This window comes from Nocardiopsis synnemataformans, assembly GCF_965343085.1.
Lineage (GTDB): Bacteria > Actinomycetota > Actinomycetes > Streptosporangiales > Streptosporangiaceae > Nocardiopsis > Nocardiopsis alborubida.
In genome coordinates this window covers 102508-117639 of record NZ_CBDRFA010000020.1, presented here as the reverse complement: position 1 = coordinate 117639, position 15132 = coordinate 102508, and the positions used below count along the sequence as shown (strand labels likewise).

15 protein-coding genes are annotated in these 15132 nt (G+C 72.6%); 9 read left to right on the top strand and 6 right to left on the bottom strand.

Annotated features, from left to right (window positions below; all coding sequences use genetic code 11):
* The 4 genes from ACSIH6_RS14085 to ACSIH6_RS14070 form a co-directional block, all read left to right on the top strand.
* On the top strand, positions 1 to 244 hold a 244-nt coding region (locus ACSIH6_RS14085), incomplete at its 5' end, for an HNH endonuclease signature motif containing protein (protein ID WP_435108722.1).
* An 883-nt stretch (positions 245 to 1127) separates the two neighbouring features.
* The gene (locus ACSIH6_RS14080) at positions 1128 to 1832 is read left to right on the top strand and encodes a beta-ketoacyl-ACP reductase (RefSeq protein ID WP_017564393.1); all 705 of its coding nucleotides are present in this window, start codon (positions 1128 to 1130) and stop codon (positions 1830 to 1832) included.
* Positions 1833 to 1918: 86 nt separating this feature from the next.
* Positions 1919 to 2683 carry an enoyl-ACP reductase FabI gene (gene fabI / locus ACSIH6_RS14075; protein ID WP_435108721.1) on the top strand — a complete coding sequence of 255 codons (765 nt, stop codon included), beginning with the start codon at positions 1919 to 1921 and terminating at the stop codon, positions 2681 to 2683.
* Positions 2684 to 2903: 220 nt separating this feature from the next.
* Positions 2904 to 3665, top strand: a complete 762-nt coding sequence (locus ACSIH6_RS14070; protein WP_435108720.1) for an SDR family NAD(P)-dependent oxidoreductase — start codon at positions 2904 to 2906, stop codon at positions 3663 to 3665.
* 63 nt (positions 3666 to 3728) lie between these two features.
* Here the strand turns inward: ACSIH6_RS14070 and ACSIH6_RS14065 are convergent, their stop codons facing one another.
* On the bottom strand, positions 3729 to 5045 hold the full coding sequence (locus tag ACSIH6_RS14065) for a serine hydrolase domain-containing protein (protein ID WP_435108719.1): 1317 nt from the start codon (positions 5043 to 5045) through the stop codon (positions 3729 to 3731).
* A 261-nt stretch (positions 5046 to 5306) separates the two neighbouring features.
* On the opposite strand from ACSIH6_RS14065, the gene ACSIH6_RS14060 reads away from it, so the two are divergent.
* A complete protein-coding gene (locus ACSIH6_RS14060) occupies positions 5307 to 5933 on the top strand; it encodes a TetR/AcrR family transcriptional regulator (protein WP_435108718.1) in 627 nt (208 codons plus the stop codon).
* Positions 5934 to 6081: 148 nt separating this feature from the next.
* Here ACSIH6_RS14060 and ACSIH6_RS14055 read toward each other — a convergent pair whose 3' ends face one another.
* Both ACSIH6_RS14055 and ACSIH6_RS14050 read right to left on the bottom strand, forming a co-directional pair.
* Positions 6082 to 6294, bottom strand: coding sequence for a hypothetical protein (locus ACSIH6_RS14055; RefSeq protein ID WP_435108717.1), 213 nt, complete (start codon positions 6292 to 6294; stop codon positions 6082 to 6084).
* 192 nt (positions 6295 to 6486) lie between these two features.
* On the bottom strand, positions 6487 to 6939 hold the full coding sequence (locus ACSIH6_RS14050; protein WP_435108716.1) for an ATP-binding protein: 453 nt from the start codon (positions 6937 to 6939) through the stop codon (positions 6487 to 6489).
* A 314-nt stretch (positions 6940 to 7253) separates the two neighbouring features.
* On the opposite strand from ACSIH6_RS14050, the gene ACSIH6_RS14045 reads away from it, so the two are divergent.
* The 3 genes from ACSIH6_RS14045 (at position 7254) to ACSIH6_RS14035 (ending at position 8486) form a co-directional block, all read left to right on the top strand.
* Positions 7254 to 8066 carry a helix-turn-helix domain-containing protein gene (locus ACSIH6_RS14045; RefSeq protein WP_435108715.1) on the top strand — a complete coding sequence of 271 codons (813 nt, stop codon included), beginning with the start codon at positions 7254 to 7256 and terminating at the stop codon, positions 8064 to 8066.
* A complete protein-coding gene (locus tag ACSIH6_RS14040) occupies positions 8066 to 8239 on the top strand; it encodes a DUF397 domain-containing protein (RefSeq protein ID WP_435108714.1) in 174 nt (57 codons plus the stop codon). Before ACSIH6_RS14045 ends, ACSIH6_RS14040 begins: the two co-directional genes overlap by 1 nt.
* A 61-nt stretch (positions 8240 to 8300) precedes the next feature.
* The gene (locus tag ACSIH6_RS14035; protein WP_435108713.1) at positions 8301 to 8486 is read left to right on the top strand and encodes a DUF397 domain-containing protein; all 186 of its coding nucleotides are present in this window, start codon (positions 8301 to 8303) and stop codon (positions 8484 to 8486) included.
* A gap of 150 nt (positions 8487 to 8636) precedes the next feature.
* Here the strand turns inward: ACSIH6_RS14035 and ACSIH6_RS14030 are convergent, their stop codons facing one another.
* Both ACSIH6_RS14030 and ACSIH6_RS14025 read right to left on the bottom strand, forming a co-directional pair.
* The gene (locus ACSIH6_RS14030) at positions 8637 to 10604 is read right to left on the bottom strand and encodes a helix-hairpin-helix domain-containing protein (protein WP_435108712.1); all 1968 of its coding nucleotides are present in this window, start codon (positions 10602 to 10604) and stop codon (positions 8637 to 8639) included.
* Positions 10605 to 10757: 153 nt separating this feature from the next.
* A complete protein-coding gene (locus ACSIH6_RS14025; protein ID WP_435108711.1) occupies positions 10758 to 11480 on the bottom strand; it encodes a MarR family winged helix-turn-helix transcriptional regulator in 723 nt (240 codons plus the stop codon).
* 99 nt (positions 11481 to 11579) lie between these two features.
* On the opposite strand from ACSIH6_RS14025, the gene ACSIH6_RS14020 reads away from it, so the two are divergent.
* Positions 11580 to 13856, top strand: coding sequence for an LLM class flavin-dependent oxidoreductase (locus ACSIH6_RS14020; protein ID WP_435108710.1), 2277 nt, complete (start codon positions 11580 to 11582; stop codon positions 13854 to 13856).
* A gap of 263 nt (positions 13857 to 14119) precedes the next feature.
* Here the strand turns inward: ACSIH6_RS14020 and ACSIH6_RS14015 are convergent, their stop codons facing one another.
* The gene (locus tag ACSIH6_RS14015; protein WP_435108709.1) at positions 14120 to 15073 is read right to left on the bottom strand and encodes an aldo/keto reductase; all 954 of its coding nucleotides are present in this window, start codon (positions 15071 to 15073) and stop codon (positions 14120 to 14122) included.
* Between the last annotated feature and the right edge of the window lie 59 nt (positions 15074 to 15132).

The following is a 15132-nucleotide window of genomic DNA, read 5'->3' as shown; positions in this document are numbered from 1 at the left end:
TCCGGGCGGGTGTGAGGTGCCGGTCGCGTTCTGCCAGGCCGATCACGTCACCTCCTTCTCGCGGGGCGGGCGCACGGTGGTGGCGAACCTGCAACCGTTGTGCGGCCCGCACAACCGGGCCAAGTACCAGCGCGAACTGCGCGCGCACCAGCGACACCACCGGGCACGCAACGGAAGGGAAGCCCGCTCGGGCCACCGCGAACGGGGACACCCGCCCGAACCCCACCCACCACCCCGGGAATGAACACCCCGGTTTCGGGAAGAGGGCTACCACCCGTGTCCACCAGGACCACCGCTGCCATGCCTACCACTGCTGTGCCCACCTCCGGCGCGCCCGGGATCCACCAGCGACTCGCGCCCTACGCGGCCGCCGTCGTTGCCCACTCCCACCACGGGGGTCGGTACCGCTGCCCAAGGCCCGCCAGTCTCGCTGCCTTTGGTGCCAACGCAGCAGAGGCCCACCGCCCCCGAACCCCCACCGTTGAACGCCCTCCCGCACCACTACGCGGCAGCTGACGCCGCTACCTCGGCCACCACCCGCAGCCAAAGCGTTGAACGGGGACCCCAGACACCCGCCGCCCTTGGTGCCAACGCAGGAACGAGCAACCACCCCCACACCCCCACCGTTGAACGCCCTCCCGCACCACCTCGCGGCAGCTGCCGACGCAGGAGCGAGCAACCACGCGCGAACAGCAAGCGCTGACCGCCCTCCCGGAGCCACTCCCGCCGTTGGTGCAAACTTGGTGCCAACGCAGCAGAGCTCCACCCCTCGCCTCCAGCAAGCGTTACCCGCGACCCGATCCCCATCGCGGCAGCTGGCGCCACCACCGCAAAGGCCCCTCGCCTCCGAACCCTCACCGTTGACCGCCCTCCCGACACCCACGATCGGCTCAGAGTTCTCCCGTCAACGACCTCGGTGACACACCTCACCCCCGACCCCCGTGGTTCGGGCATCCCCCCTGCGTGCCTCCTGTGCGCCCGGAATCCCCGCGCATGGGCGGACCGGCGCCGTTGTCCACCTCGGTTGCGTTTACCGCCGGGTAGCTCGGTACGCTGCAATGCGGTCCCACCCCCTGGAACACCACGTCGTGGCTGATCACAGCAGCCGCAGGAGAAGAGGAGCCCCTATGTCGCGCTCGGTACTGGTCACCGGCGGCAGCCGCGGAATCGGTCTGGCCATCGCCCGTGAACTGGCCGCGGGCGGAGACGACGTCGCGGTGACCTACCGCTCCGGCGAGCCCCCGGAGGGCCTGCTGGGTGTCCGCTGCGACATCACCGACTCCGCCCAGGTCGACGCCGCCTTCAAGGAGGTCGAGGAGGCGCAGGGTCCCGTCGAGGTGCTCGTGGCCAACGCCGGGGTCACCAAGGACCAGCTCCTGGCCCTGATGAGCGAGGACGACTTCTCCTCCGTGCTGGACACCAACCTCACCGGCTCCTTCCGCGTGGCCAAGCGCGCCGTGCGCGGCATGATGCGCAAGCGCTCGGGCCGCATCATCCTCATCTCCTCCGTGGTGGGCCTCCTCGGCTCCGGCGGCCAGGCCAACTACGCCGCCTCCAAGGCCGGTCTGGTCGGCTTCGGCCGCTCCCTGGCCCGCGAGCTGGGCTCGCGCAACATCACGGTCAACGTCGTCGCCCCCGGCTTCATCGAGACCGACATGACCGCGGTCCTGTCCGAGGACCGCCAAGCCGAGATCAAGAAGAACGTCCCGCTGGGCCGCCTCGGCTCCACCGACGACATCGCCAGGACGGTGGGCTTCCTGGCCGGGCCCGGCGGCGCCTACATCTCCGGCGCCGTGATCCCCGTCGACGGCGGCCTGGGCATGGGCCACTGACCGGGTTCGCCTCCCTTTTCCTCCCTCCAGCCACCGGGAGGGCTCCCCTTCCGCAACGGACCACAGACAGGACGGACGACCCGAACATGGGAATCCTCGAAGGCAAGCGCATCCTCGTCACCGGGGTGCTCACCGACTCCTCCATCGGCTTCCACGTGGCCCGCCTCGCCCAGGAGCAGGGCGCCACGGTCGTGCTCACCGGCTACGGCCGCCTGAGCCTGGTGGAGCGCATCGCCAAGCGCCTGCCCGAGACACCCCCGATCCTGGAGCTGGACGTCACCGACGACGAGCAGCTCGGCACCTTGGCCGCCCGCGTCAGCGAGCACGTGGACGGCCTCGACGGCGTCGTGCACTCCATCGGCTTCACCCCGCAGGACGCCCTGGGCGGCAACTTCCTCAACACCGAGTGGTCGGACGTGGCCACGGCCATGCACACCTCGACCTTCTCCCTGAAGTCGCTGACCACCTCGCTGATGCCGCTGATGAAGAACGGCGGCTCGGTCGTGGCCCTGGACTTCGACAACAGCGTCTCCTACCCCATCTACGACTGGATGGGCGTGGCCAAGTCCGCGCTGACCTCCACCGCCCGCTACCTGGCCCGCTACGTCGGCGAACAGAACATCCGGGTCAACCTGGTCTCCGCCGGGCCGCTGAGCACCATGGCCGCCCGCAGCATCCCCGGGTTCTCCGAGCTGGCCAAGCACTGGCCCGAGCGCGCCCCGCTGGGCTGGGACGTCACCAACCCCGAGCCCGCGGCCAAGGCGGTCGTGGCGCTGCTGTCCGACTGGTTCCCCGCCACCACCGGCGAGATCGTCCACGTCGACGGCGGCTTCCACTCCACCGGGGCCTGACCGGCCCGACCGCCCTGACCGCGCCAGCCGCACCGACCCCGGCTCTCCGGACCGGTGCCGCGGCGCGCGTGCGGTAGGTTGACGCGGGCGGGCCACCCCTCAGGGGCGGCCCGCCCGTCTGCTGTCGTGGGGCAGGTGCGGCGTGTACACCCGTGTGCTGAAAGCGGCGCGTGTGACCCTGGCAGACGGCCGTGCGAGCCGAGATTGAAGGGGACGGGGTATGGATCTGGGACTGACGGGGGCGCGGGTCGCCGTGACCGGGGCCAGCAGGGGGATCGGCCGGGCCATCGCCCAGCTGTTCGCCGTCGAGGGCGCCGACCTCGCGATCTGCGCGCGCACCCCCGAACCGCTGTCCGAGGCGGCCCGGGAGCTGGAGGAGATCGGCGCCCGGGTGTTCTCGCGCGCCCTGGACGTCACCGACCACGACGCGCTGCCCTCCTTCGTCGACGACGCCGCGGCCGAACTCGGCGGCCTGGACGTGCTGGTGTCCAACGTCTCCGGCGGCAGCGCGCCCACCCCCGACCAGTGGGAACGCGGCTTCGCGGCCGACCTGATGCCGTTCGTGCGCCTGACCGAGGCGGCCCGGCCCCACCTGCTGGCCTCCGAGCGCGGCGGCGCGGTGGTGCTGATCTCCAGCACCTCGGCGCTGCACACCACCGTGCCCGCCGGACCGCGCTCCTACGGCGCGGTCAAGGCCGCGCTCAACCACCACGCGTCCTCGCTGGCCCGCGCCTGGGCGGGGGAGGGGGTGCGGGTCAACACCGTCTCGCCCGGACCGATCGAGTTCCGGGGCGGGGGCTGGGAGCGCCGCCGCGAAAGCGACCCGGAGTTCTACGAGTCCGTCCGCGAGCGCATCCCCTACGGCCGCCTGGGCCACCCCGACGAGGTCGCCCGCGCGGTGGCCTTCCTGGCCAGCCCGGCCGCGACCTACGTCACCGGGCAGAACCTGATGGTCGACGGCGGGTTCCTCGACCGGATCTGAGCACGCCCGCCGCGGCCGGGCCCACCGGGCAGGCTGCGGCGGAGCCGCCCCGTGCGCTGGGGGTCAGGTCCGGGATCGGGGGTCGCGCCGGTGCGCCAGCGGGCGCAGGACCACGACGGCCGCGCCGAGCACGCCCGCGGCCAGCGTCGCCGCCGTCACGTCGGGGACCCACGTCAGTGCCGGGCGCAGACCGTAGCTCGCCGTCAGCCCCACCGCCGCGACCACCGCGACCAGCCCGAGGGCCGACCACAGCCCCGTCGCCCACCGGCGGGGCCGCCGGACCCGCACGGCCGCGACGGCACCCGTCCCCAGCGCCGCCGCGGCGGCCGTGGGCGTCCACACCGACGCCAGGTACAGCGGGTCGGTGCCGGGGGAGGAGGGGGAGTCGCCGCCCGCGACCATGTGGGCCAGCCCGAAGGCGACCGCCTGGATCCCGTTGTCGCGCAGCATGTCGTAGGTGTTCTGGAGGACCACCACCGCCCTCTCGCGCTCGGGCAGCACCACCACGATCGCCACGTACCCCGGGGTCGACCCGCCGTGGAAGACGATCGGTTCACCGAGGTCGGACAGGGCGGTGTCACGCCAGCCCAGGCCGTACTCCTGCGCCGAACCGGGAACCGGGACCAGCCCCGTGCGGGCCCGCTCCAGGGCGGCGGCGTCCAGCACGGGAGGCTCCGCCTCCAGCTGCGCCCGCGCGAACGCGGCCAGGTCGGTGATGTCCCCGCCCATGTAGCCGTAGGCCGCCCCCGCGTCGTCCACGCCGTCGGCGTCGGCCACCGGCACGCCCCACAGCGTGCGGTGCCCGGCGCTCAGCCCCGCCTCCCGAGCCTGGGCCGCGCTGGTGAAGACGCCGTCCATCCCCGTCGGTTCCAGGACGCTCGCGCTCAGGTGGGCGCCGAAGTCGCCGGTCACCTCCTCCATGACGGCGCCCAGCACGAGGTAGTTCGCGCTGCTGTACTCGTGCGTGCCCGGGTCCCCCGGTTCCGAGGCGGCGATCCGGGCCACCCGGGCGTCCAGACCCGGGGCCTCCTCGCCGTAGAGGTCGCTGGTGGCGGCGGCGGTCCGCGCGGTGAGGCCCGAGGTCTGGGTGAGCAGGTCGCGCACGGTGGGGTCGGCGCCGAACTCCGCGAAGACCGGCAGGTACTCCTCGACCGGGGCGTCCAGGTCCAGGCGCCCCTCCCGGGCCAGGACCAGCGCGGCGGTGGCGGTCACGGGCTTGGCCACCGACCCCCACAGGAACGGGGTGTGCTCGTCGACCGGGGCGCCGTCGCCGTCCACGCCGAAGGCCCCCCGGTGCTCGACGCCCTCGGGGCCGACCACGGCGTAGGCCAGCCCGGGGGTGTTGGTGGCCTCCATCCGCTCCTGGACGTAGGCGTCCATCCCGGCGGGGTCGGTGGGAGCCGCGCCGTCCGGTGGGGCCGTAGGCGCTGTCGGGGTCGCGGGAGTTGCCGATGGGGCGACGAGAGCTGTCGGGGCTGCCGGGAACGCGGAGGGGGCGGGGGTTGACGGGACTGCTGCGGCCACGGGGACCAAGGCGAGCAGCAGGGCGAGGGGGACGTGCGTGAGGGGGAGGGGCATGAGAGGGCCTTTCGATAACCGTATCTCCATACGATTATGACCGTACCATGATACGGTTATCCGGTGCCAAGAACCGCAGACCACGCCCAGAGGCGCACGCAGATCACCGGCGCCGTGTGCGAACTGATCGCCGAACGGGGGCTGGACGCCGTGACCGTGGCCCGCACGGCCGCGCGCGCGGGGATCTCCGTCGGACTCGTGCAGCACTACTTCCCGTCCAAGGACGACATGCTGCTGCACGCGTTCGAGCGGGTCAGCACGGCCGTCGCCACCCGCGTCGCGGACGTCGTCGGCGAGGGGGCCCGGCACGAGAGGACCATCGCGGAGATCCTGCTGGCCGCCCTGGCCGAGCACCTGCCGCTGGACGAATCCCGCCGGGCGGAGTTCCGGGTGATCCGCGTCTTCGCCGGACGGGCCCTGGAGAACCCGGCCCTGGCCGAGGTGGACGCGCGCACCGCGGACGCGCTGCACGCCGAGATCGCCCGTGCGGTGGGCAACGGTGTGGAGTGCGGTGAGGTGGAGGCGGACGTGGACGCCGTCGCGGCCGCCGCCCGCGTGGCCGCCGTGGCCGAGGGGCTGGCCACCCAGGTCTACCGTGGTGGGCCCGGAGTCGCCGAGCGCGCCCGGGAGGCGCTGCGCGCGGAACTGGGCTCGGTGTTCACGGGCGAGTGCCGCCAGTACTTCCACTGAACCGCCGTCCCCGATCCCGGTCGCGGCTGCGGTCCGCGTGACCGGCCCCCCGTGTCGCCTTGTCGCCTCGAAAACGGGCGGACGCCTGCTGGAGGATCCGCCTGGGCTTGGCTCCGATGAGGTGTGAGAGGACGGACTTCGCGCAGGCTCACGGGGAGGTCGTGGGGTCCGGCTGGTGTAGGAGGGTGGCGATGTGTTCCTTGGGGTAGCGCCGTGCTCCGCCCGGAGTGCGGAACGGTTTGAGCACGCTGTCCCAGTCGCCTCGGTGGAGGCTGCGGGGGCGCACGTTGAACAGGGCGGCGACTTCGCCGGGGGTGAGGACGTCGGGGCGGCCGTCGAGGAGGTCGCGGTAGTCGGGCATGAGGGGCTTTCCGTGTTCGATGAGCGTGCTGGAAGGAAGCGGTGGAGCGGGTGGGGTGGCTGGTGGCCCCGCCTCCCCGGGGAAGGAAGAGGCGGGGCCCAGGGCCGGTACGGAGGTCACCGGCCCTTTGTCCGCGCCGCCACGGGGGGACGGCACGGAGCCTGGAGCGACTGGGTTACCAGGGGAAATGGGTCACCAGGGGAAGACCGCGCGGACGGTGATCGCGCCGCAGGAGTGCTGCTTCCAGTCCCAGTAGGAGCACAGGGCCTCGACCAGGCGCAGCCCGTTGCCGCCGGGGCGCAGGGGTTGGGGGGCGGGCACGCGCGGGAACGTGGCGGCCATCCCTTGCTTCGGCCCGTTGTCGGTCACCCGTAGCTCCAGGTGGCGCGGAGTGCGTTCGATCTCCACACGGATGGTGCCTCCGGGGAGGCCGGAGGCCGAGTGACGCAGTGCGTTCGTGGTCATCTCGCTTACGGCGACGCTGACCGGTTCGGCCAGGCTCGGCCGGGAACGGGTGGCCTGCGCGGCCCAGCGACGTGCGATCTTGACGTGACCGAGGTCGGGGCCGAGCAGGATGCCTGATTTGGTGACGGTTCCGCACAGTCGGCGTGGAAGTGCCGGGGCCTGGACGATAGGCTTGTTCATGTCTCACCTCGGGTGTCTCGGGGTGGAGCACCTTGCCTCGGAGACCGCTTCCAACTTCGGTCTCCGGGGCTTCTTTTCGGCCGGTGTGTCATATTTCAAGGCTTTCGTCACACCACAAGGCTTCCGCGGTGCAGTGTGAAGAATTCTCCGAATTCCACAGCCGGTCCTCCGTGATCACACGATCTCTCAGTGAAGTGACCAGTTCAAGAGACTTCACGCAACCGTCGTGCGATTGGAGATTCCACAGAAGACTCCTCCCATGGGGAGAAAGTCCTGTGTAATATGTTCCTCTCAGTGAAGTCCTGGAGGAACTCGTGACGAAGCGACCCACTGACCCCGCGTGGAAGTACTTCGGGAAGCAGATGCGGAAACACCGCGATGCCCTTGGCCTGCTGCAAGTCGACATCGCCAAGGTGCTCGGCGTCGTCGGAAGCTGTTACTCCTCGTGGGAGACCGGCGCACGGAAGGTCGATGAGAAGTACGTCAACAAGCTGGACGAAGCTCTCAAAGCCGGAGGGCGCATCGCTGAGGAGTGGGAGAAAGCCAGCCGTCAGGTGAAAACGCCGTTCCGGTTTGCGGAGTTGCCTGAGTTGGAGGGGGCGGCCACCCAGATTCGAGAGTTCCAACCGCTGGTGTTTCCCGGCTTACTCCAGACTGAGGAGTACGCTCGCGCGGTCTTCGAAGACATCTTCCCCGGGATGGCTTCGACTTCGATCGACCAACTTGTGCAGGGGCGTATGGCCCGGCAGCGCCTCCTAGGGGAGGAGCCCCGGCCGCTGATGCTCTTCCTCATCACTGAGGCGGTGTTCCATCAGCAAGTCGGGAACCGTGGTCCTGAGTTGCTGCATGAGCAGGTGCAGCGTGTTCTCCGCGAGATGGGGAGCGGTAGGGTACGTGTGCAGATCATCCCCCGGGGCACTAAGAGGCACTACGGAAGCGGGGGTCCCTTCCGGTTGTACACCTTTGCAGATGAACCTTCTGTGGCTTCTGCGGAGTACATGACTGGGGAGACAGTGGTCAGCGACAAGGACCGGTATCAGGAGTGCGTGACCACCTTCGGGCTTCTCCAAGGAGAAGCACATTCGGAGTCGGCGTCACTCCAGATGGTGCGAGAGATGGTTGAGTGATGACGGAACGTGTGTGGCATAAGGCCAGCTACAGCAGCGGTAGCGGAAGTTGTGTCGAGGTTAGCGAGGGCTCTGAGACGCTGGTTCGTGACACCCAGAATCGGGAGTTGGGTTACCTCACGGTGCCCGCATCGGAGTGGAACGCGCTGATGAACGCTGTGCGCGGCCAGTAGCCGAAGCGCTGTCTCCACGACGGTCCCTCGAAATCCTCCATGCGAGAATGAAAGGTCTGTGATGAGCACCGCCGAGAACGGTTCCTGGCACAAGTCCAGCTACAGCGACGGCCGGGGTGGGGACTGTGTGGAGGTCGCGGAAGGGCCTGCCACCCACGTTCGGGACACTCAGCACCGGGAGTTGGGTCACCTGTCGGCCGAGGCTTCTGAGTGGACGGCGCTACTGGCTGCGGTGCGCGGCCAGTAGCGAAGTAGTGCAAACCGGCCCCGCCCGCCCCTGGGCGGAGCCGGTTCCTGTCGCACGCCTGAGGCCACCCTGCGGCGTTCATCCAGTACGGGGAACGAAGGGACCGCACGGTAGCCGGCGAGGGACCGTCCCCGTGTGCGCGGCGAACCCCTACCCCTCGCGCAGGATCCTCATCAGGCGGGTCGTCCGCTCCTTCGCCGCGTTCTCCCGCACCCCGGTCTCCAACCCGCCGCCGGTCGCGTCCACCAACGACACGTGCCGCGTCGCGCGGGTCAGCGTCGTGTACACCTGCGGCCGCGACACCGGCACCTCCGGCGGGAACACCGCCACCACGGCGGGCCAGCGGCCCCCGTGCGCGGCGGCCACCGTCACCGCCCAGCCCGGGCGCAGCGCCGCCGGGTCGGTGACCTTCACCCGGCCGCCGCCGACCAGCTCCACCACGGCGCCGCCGTCCACCTCGCGCAGATGACCCGTGTCACCGGGCCCGTAGCCGGGGCCCTCCGCCGTGAACAGCACCCGGTCGCCCACGTCGAACCCGCCGTGCGCACCCGGGCCCGGGTTCAGCCTCTCCTTGCACGCGGCGTTGACCGCCCGCGCACCGGCCGGGCCGTCCTCCCGCGCGGTCACCACCTGCACGTGCTCGGCCCCGATCCCCAACGCGCGCGGAATCGAGTCCGTCACCAGCTGCACCACCCGGTGCACCGCCTCCTCGGCCGACGCCGCCAGAACCCGCACGACCTCGCGTCCGGGCGCCTCCACCTCGGGAACCCCGCCCTCGGCCACGGCCGCCGCAAGCTCCGCGATCGGCCCCGGCGCGCTGTCGTCGGCCACCTCGGCCACGTGCGCGGTCCGCGACGCGGCCACGTCCAGCACCACTTGGCCCGGCGTCGCCGACGGCGCCTGGCTCGGGTCGGCCAGCAGCACCAGGTGGGCCTCGTCCGCGCACACCGATGCCAGTTCGGCGGCACGGGCCGCGCCCACCGACATCGCCTCGCACAGCACCACCAGCCCGGCACTCACCGGCGCCTGCGCCAGCAGTTCGGACAGCGACACCGCCCGTACGGGGGGCTTCGGGGCCTCTTCGGGTTCCTGCCCCCCTTGTGTTTCCTGTGCCTCCTGGGCTTCCTCGGCCTCTTCGGACCCCTGCGTGTCAGGGTCCTCAGCCTCCTCAGCGCCCTCGGACTCCGGTGTCTCTTCGGTGTCCCCGGTCTCCGGCTTCCCTCCGGTCTCCGGCTTCCCTCCGGTCTCCGGCTTCCCTCCGGTCTCCACGGGAGCCCGCGCCCCCTCGGAACCCCCGGCCGCGGCCCGCTCCCCGCGGACCCGCGCCAGTTCGGCGTTGACCGCCGCCGCGGCCTGCGCGGTCGGCGCCGCCACCGCGATCCCCACCTGGCTGTCGGTGGCGATCGCGTCCATGCACACCAGCGCCCGCGCGACCTCCGCGGCGTCGCCGGGGCCGTGCCGCAGCACCGTCACCGGACGCAGGGCCACCGTCACCAGGGCCTCGCGCGTACGGTCCGAGACCGCGAAACCGCCCTGCTCCACGGCCGCGTCCACCGTCTCGCCCGCGGTCGCCGAGTCCATGATCGGCTCGTTGCCGCCGATCAGCCGCAGCAGCTGGTCGCCCAACCGCTGCTCGGCGTGCCCCACGTCGGGCAGGGCGTAGAACAGCTCGGGGTCGGGCAGGTCCGGCACCCCGCCCTCGCTGAAGTCGAAGTCGTCGTCGTCCTCGTCGGTGCTCTCCAGCACCACCGCGCTTCCGTCGGCCACGGCCGCCTCCAGCGCGGCGGCCGGATCGGCCACTCCGAGCTTGCCGACCACCGAGGCCAGCTTCTTCTCCTCCACCACGGTGTGCCCGCGCGCGGCGGACATCCGCAGCACGTGCTCGGTGAACGCCGCCAGCCTTCGGGGGTCGTCGGGCCGCGCCCCCTCGCCCAGGTGCCTGCGGGCGCAGAAGTCGGCCTGCTCCGCGCTCACCTGCGGCAGGCGCAGCAGCAGCCACGGGTTCGCGTCCAGCGCGGCGGCGGCTCCCGGCCCCAGCACGCCCAGCAGCCGGGGCGCCAGGGCGCCCGGCGCGCCCATCCGGTCAAGGACAGCACTGACCTGTTCTGCCTCGGACACCTCGGGCGGTTCCCCTCGTCATACGGTTCACGGACTCTGGGGGAGCCTATCGACTGGCGACGACGCTCAGTTCCCGCTCCCGGGGTCCGCCCGCCGACGCCTGCCCCGGTTCCCCGGACTCCCCGGGCCTCCCGGGCGCGCTTCGGAGCTTCCCTAACCCCGCGAACGCCCCTGGTTCTCCCGCTTCCCCCGCCTTTCCCGCTTGCCCTGCCCCTCCCGTTTTCCGGGCTCCCCGGCCGGGTCCCCCTCGCCGACGACCTGCCGCACGGCCGCGCACGGGTCGGTCGTGGGGGAGGACTCCTGGATGGCGACGGCCGCGCGCTGGGCGATTCCGCGGAACAGCTCGCGCGCGGGCGCGTCCAGACCCGCCAGGACCTGTTCCTCCACCTCCCGCACCCGTTCGCTGACCGAGGCCAGGACCTCGTGGCCGTGCGCGGTGGCGCACACCCGCCGTACCCGCCGGTCGCCGGGGTCGACCCGGCGCCGCACGAGGTCGGCCTCCTCCAGGTCGTCGAGGAGGTAGGTCATCACGCTGCGGTCGATCAGCAGCCGCTCGGCCAGGGCCGCCTGCGTGGGGGGCTCGTCGAGCGAGACCGCGGTGAGCACGTGGTAGCCGCGGCTGCCGTGCGGGACGCCGTCCAGGACCGCCTCCACCCGCTCGTGCCACCGGCGCAGGACCACGGCCAACGACCACCCCAGGTTCGTGTCCTGCTCCGGATCCGGGTCCGGGACCGAGTCCGCGCCTGCGACCGGGACCGAGTTCGCGCCCGCGTCTGGGTCCGCGGACGCGTCCGCGGCCGTGCCGGTGACCGAGGCCGGAACCGGGTCCGCGGCCTCTGCCGGGGGCCGGCCGGGCTTCGGAGTGGGGAGTGCCATGCCCCGAGGTTACCAGGAATAGGTGGAACACAAGATAAGTTGTTGCCAACATCGTTGGTTCAGCAAACTAGTTTCGGCTTCCCCCCGAGGAGAGAACCCATGCCCGACTACGGACACCCCCTGAGGTTCGGCACCTTCGTCACACCCGCGGCGCAGGACCCGGACCGCACGGTCGCGCTCGCCGAACTCACCGAGGCGGCCGGACTGGACCTGGCCACCTTCCAGGACCACCCCTACAACCCCGGCTTCCTCGACACCTGGACCCTGCTCAGCTGGGTCGCCGCGCGCACCACGCGCCTGCGGGTGTCGGCCAACGTCCTCAACCTGCCCCTGCGCCCGCCCGGGGTGCTCGCCCGCGCCGCCGCCAGCCTCGACCTGCTCTCCCACGGCCGTCTCGAACTCGCCCTGGGCGCCGGGGCCTTCTGGGACGGCATCGAGGCCATGGGAGGCAGGCGCCTCACCCCGCGCCAGGCCGTCGACGCGCTCAGCGAGGGCATCGACGTCATCCGCGCCGTCTGGGACACCGACGCCCGCGGCGGCGTCCGCGTGGACGGGGAGCACCACCGCGTGCGCGGCATGAAGCGCGGCCCCGCGCCCGCCCACGAGATCGGCATCAGCCTGGGCGCCTACAAGCCCCGCATGCTGCGCCTGGTCGGCGCCAAGGCGGACGGCTGGCTGCCCAGCCTCGGCTACCTCAAGCTGGAGGACATGGCCGACTCCCACCGGACCATCGACGAGGCCGCGCTCGCCGCCGGGCGCGACCCCCGCCAGGTCCGCCGCATGCTCAACCTCGGCCAGAGCGCCTTCCTGCCCACCGGCAAGGACTTCCTCCAGGGCCCGCCCGAGCAGTGGGTCGACGACCTGCTGCCCCTGGTCCTCGAACACGGCTACTCCACGTTCATCGTGGGCACCGACGACCCGCGCGCCATCCAGACCTTCGGCGCCGAGGTCGCCCCCGCCCTGCGCGAGGCCGTCGACCGGGAGCGCGCCGACGCGGGCACCGCCACCGGACCGGCCCGCGCCGCCGCCTCCCTGGCCGCGCGCCGTTCCGGCATCGACTACGACGCCGTCCCCGAGAGCCTGCGCGAGCACGCCGTCGAACCCGGCGACCGCGCCTACGCCCGCGTCCGCCACGGCTACATGCAGCACGGCTCACCGGGCCTGGTCCTGCGCCCCGGGAGCGCCGAAGAGGTCGCCGAGGCCCTCGCCCACGCCCGCGCCCAGGACGCCGAACTGCACGTGCGCAGCGGCGGCCACGGCATCAGCGGGCGCTCCACCGGCGACGGCGGCGTCGTCGTGGACCTCTCGCGGATGAACGGCGTCGAGGTCCTGGACGCCGACTCCGGCCTGGTCCGGCTCGGCGCCGGGGCCCGCTGGGGCGAGGTCGCCGACACCCTCGCCGCCCACGGCCTGGCCCTCAGCTCGGGCGACCACGGGGGAGTGGGCGTCGGGGGCCTGGCCACCACCGGCGGCCTGGGCTACATGGCCCGCGCCCACGGCCTGACCATCGACAACGTCACCGCCGTCGAGGTCGTCACCGCGGACGGAACGCCCGTGCGCGCCGACGCCCGGCACCACCCCGACCTGTTCTGGGCCATGCGCGGCGCGGGCGCCAACTTCGGCGTGCTCACCGCCGTCGAGGCCACGGCCGCCCCCGTGCGCGACGTGGTCCTCGGCCAGTTCGTCTACGACGCGACCGACACCGCCGCCTTCCTCCGGGCCTGGGGAGAGGTCGCCGAGGCCGCGCCGCGCGAGGTCACCGCCTTCCTCACCACGGGCCCCGCGCGCGGCGGACGCGGTCCCGCGGCCCAGGCCATGGTGGTCCACGCCGGGGACGACACCGACCTGGCCGTGCAGGCGCTGGAGCCCTTCCTGTCCGTGGGCCCCGTCCTGGACCAGCGCGCCCAGCTCGCGCCCTACTCCGCCCTCCTCGTCCGCGCCGACGGGCCGCACCAGGGCCACGGGCTGCCCGAGTCGCGTTCGGGCCTGCTGCGCCACATCACCCCGGACGCGGCCGAGGGGCTGGCCGGGCTACTCGCCTCGGGCGACGTCATGTTCATGCAGCTCAGACAGGTCGGCGGTGCGGTCAACGACGTCGCGGCCGACGCCACCGCCTACGCCCACCGGTCGCAGAACTTCTCGTTGGCGGCCATGACGGCGACCCGCAGCGCCGCGCGCATGGACGAACGGTGGGCGGACCTGGACAAGCACCTGGAGGGCATGTACCTGAGCTTCGACACCCGCACCGGCCCCGAGGCGCTGGCGCGGGCCTTCCCCGAACCCACCCTGGACAGGCTGCGGGCCCTCAAGGCCGTGTACGACCCGCACAACGTGTTCGACAAGAACTTCGCGATCCCGCCCGCGGCCCGGGTCTGACCGGTCCGGCCGCACCAGGAACCAACGGGGGTCCGCCGTGCGGTGAGGGCGGGCCCGTCGGAGGGCTCGCTCACCGTGGGGCCGGCGGTGGGCGCACCGCGCGGGTGGGGCGGGCGCGGTCACCGGAGGGGCGTCCGCTGGTTCGCGCGGCCCGGGGACCGGGGATCGGGGGAGAGGGCGACCCGAGGCCGTCGTGGTCGTTCGCGTCCCCGCGTCCGGGGCCCGGAGGCGGGGATCGGGGAGCACCGACCGGAGGAGGGGCGTCAGCGCTCGGGGCGCGCCGTGGCGTCGTCGAGCGCGTCGCGGATCTTGGGCGGCAGCTCCACGCCCTCCACACCCAGGATCTCCTCCAGCTGCGCGAGGGTGCGCGGTCCGACCACCGCCGCGGCCACGCCCTCCTGGTCGCGCGCCCAGCTCAGCGCCACCGCGAGCGGCGACACGCCCAGCCCCTCGGCCGCCGTGCACACCGACTCCACCACCCGGCGGCTGCGCTCGTCCAGGTAGGGCTCCACGTACGGCGCCATGTGGGGGAACGCCGCCCGCGAGTCCGGCGGCGTCCCGTTGCGGTACTTGGCGGTGAGCACACCGCGGCCCAGCGGCGACCACGCGATGAGGTGGGCCCCGGCCACCGCCGCGGCGGGCCGCAGACCGTGGTCGGCGCTCCGGTTGAGCAGCGAGTACTCGGTCCCCACGCTCACCAGGGGCACCCGTCCGGGCCGCGCGCGCTGCCAGGTGGCCAGGGTCGCGAACTGCCACGACTCCAGGTTCCCCGTGCCCACGTAGCGGGCCTTGCCCGCCGCCACGGCAGTCTCCATCGCGGCCAGCGACTCCTCGGGCGGGGTGGCGGGATCGAACACGTGCAGCTGCCACAGGTCCACGTAGTCGGTCTGTAGGCGCCGCAGCGAGGCGTCCAGGGAGGCCAGCAGGTGCCGCCGGGAGGCGTCCACCGGCCGGTAGCCGTCGGGAGTGTGGCCGGTCTTGGTGGCCACCACCACGTCCTCGCGGCGCACCGAGGCGCGCAGCAGGCGTCCCAGGACCCGCTCGCTCTGGCCGCCGGTGTAGATGTCCGCGGTGTCCACGAGCGTGCCGCCCGCGTCGACGAACGCGGTGAGCTGCTGCCCGGCCTCCTCCTCGGAGGTGTCCTTGCCCCAGGTCATCGTGCCGAGAGCGGTACGTGAGACCCAGAGCCCTGATCTGCCCACCTGTCGCTGTTCCATGCGGCGGAGAGTACCGCGTCCGTCCGACGTCGTCCCCGGACACACCCTCGCCACATCCC

Excerpts from the sequence above, each read along its gene's own strand:
- ACSIH6_RS14080 (WP_017564393.1), top strand. The coding sequence starts at position 1,128 with ATGTCGCGCTCGGTACTGGTCACCGGCGGCAGCCGCGGAATCGGTCTG.
- fabI (WP_435108721.1), top strand. The coding sequence starts at position 1,919 with ATGGGAATCCTCGAAGGCAAGCGCATCCTCGTCACCGGGGTGCTCACC.
- ACSIH6_RS14070 (WP_435108720.1), top strand. The coding sequence starts at position 2,904 with ATGGATCTGGGACTGACGGGGGCGCGGGTCGCCGTGACCGGGGCCAGC.
- ACSIH6_RS14065 (WP_435108719.1), bottom strand. The coding sequence starts at position 5,045 with ATGGACGCCTACGTCCAGGAGCGGATGGAGGCCACCAACACCCCCGGG.
- ACSIH6_RS14055 (WP_435108717.1), bottom strand. The coding sequence starts at position 6,294 with ATGCCCGACTACCGCGACCTCCTCGACGGCCGCCCCGACGTCCTCACC.
- ACSIH6_RS14050 (WP_435108716.1), bottom strand. The coding sequence starts at position 6,939 with ATGAACAAGCCTATCGTCCAGGCCCCGGCACTTCCACGCCGACTGTGC.
- ACSIH6_RS14040 (WP_435108714.1), top strand. The coding sequence starts at position 8,066 with ATGACGGAACGTGTGTGGCATAAGGCCAGCTACAGCAGCGGTAGCGGA.
- ACSIH6_RS14035 (WP_435108713.1), top strand. The coding sequence starts at position 8,301 with ATGAGCACCGCCGAGAACGGTTCCTGGCACAAGTCCAGCTACAGCGAC.
- ACSIH6_RS14025 (WP_435108711.1), bottom strand. The coding sequence starts at position 11,480 with ATGGCACTCCCCACTCCGAAGCCCGGCCGGCCCCCGGCAGAGGCCGCG.
- ACSIH6_RS14020 (WP_435108710.1), top strand. The coding sequence starts at position 11,580 with ATGCCCGACTACGGACACCCCCTGAGGTTCGGCACCTTCGTCACACCC.
- ACSIH6_RS14015 (WP_435108709.1), bottom strand. The coding sequence starts at position 15,073 with ATGGAACAGCGACAGGTGGGCAGATCAGGGCTCTGGGTCTCACGTACC.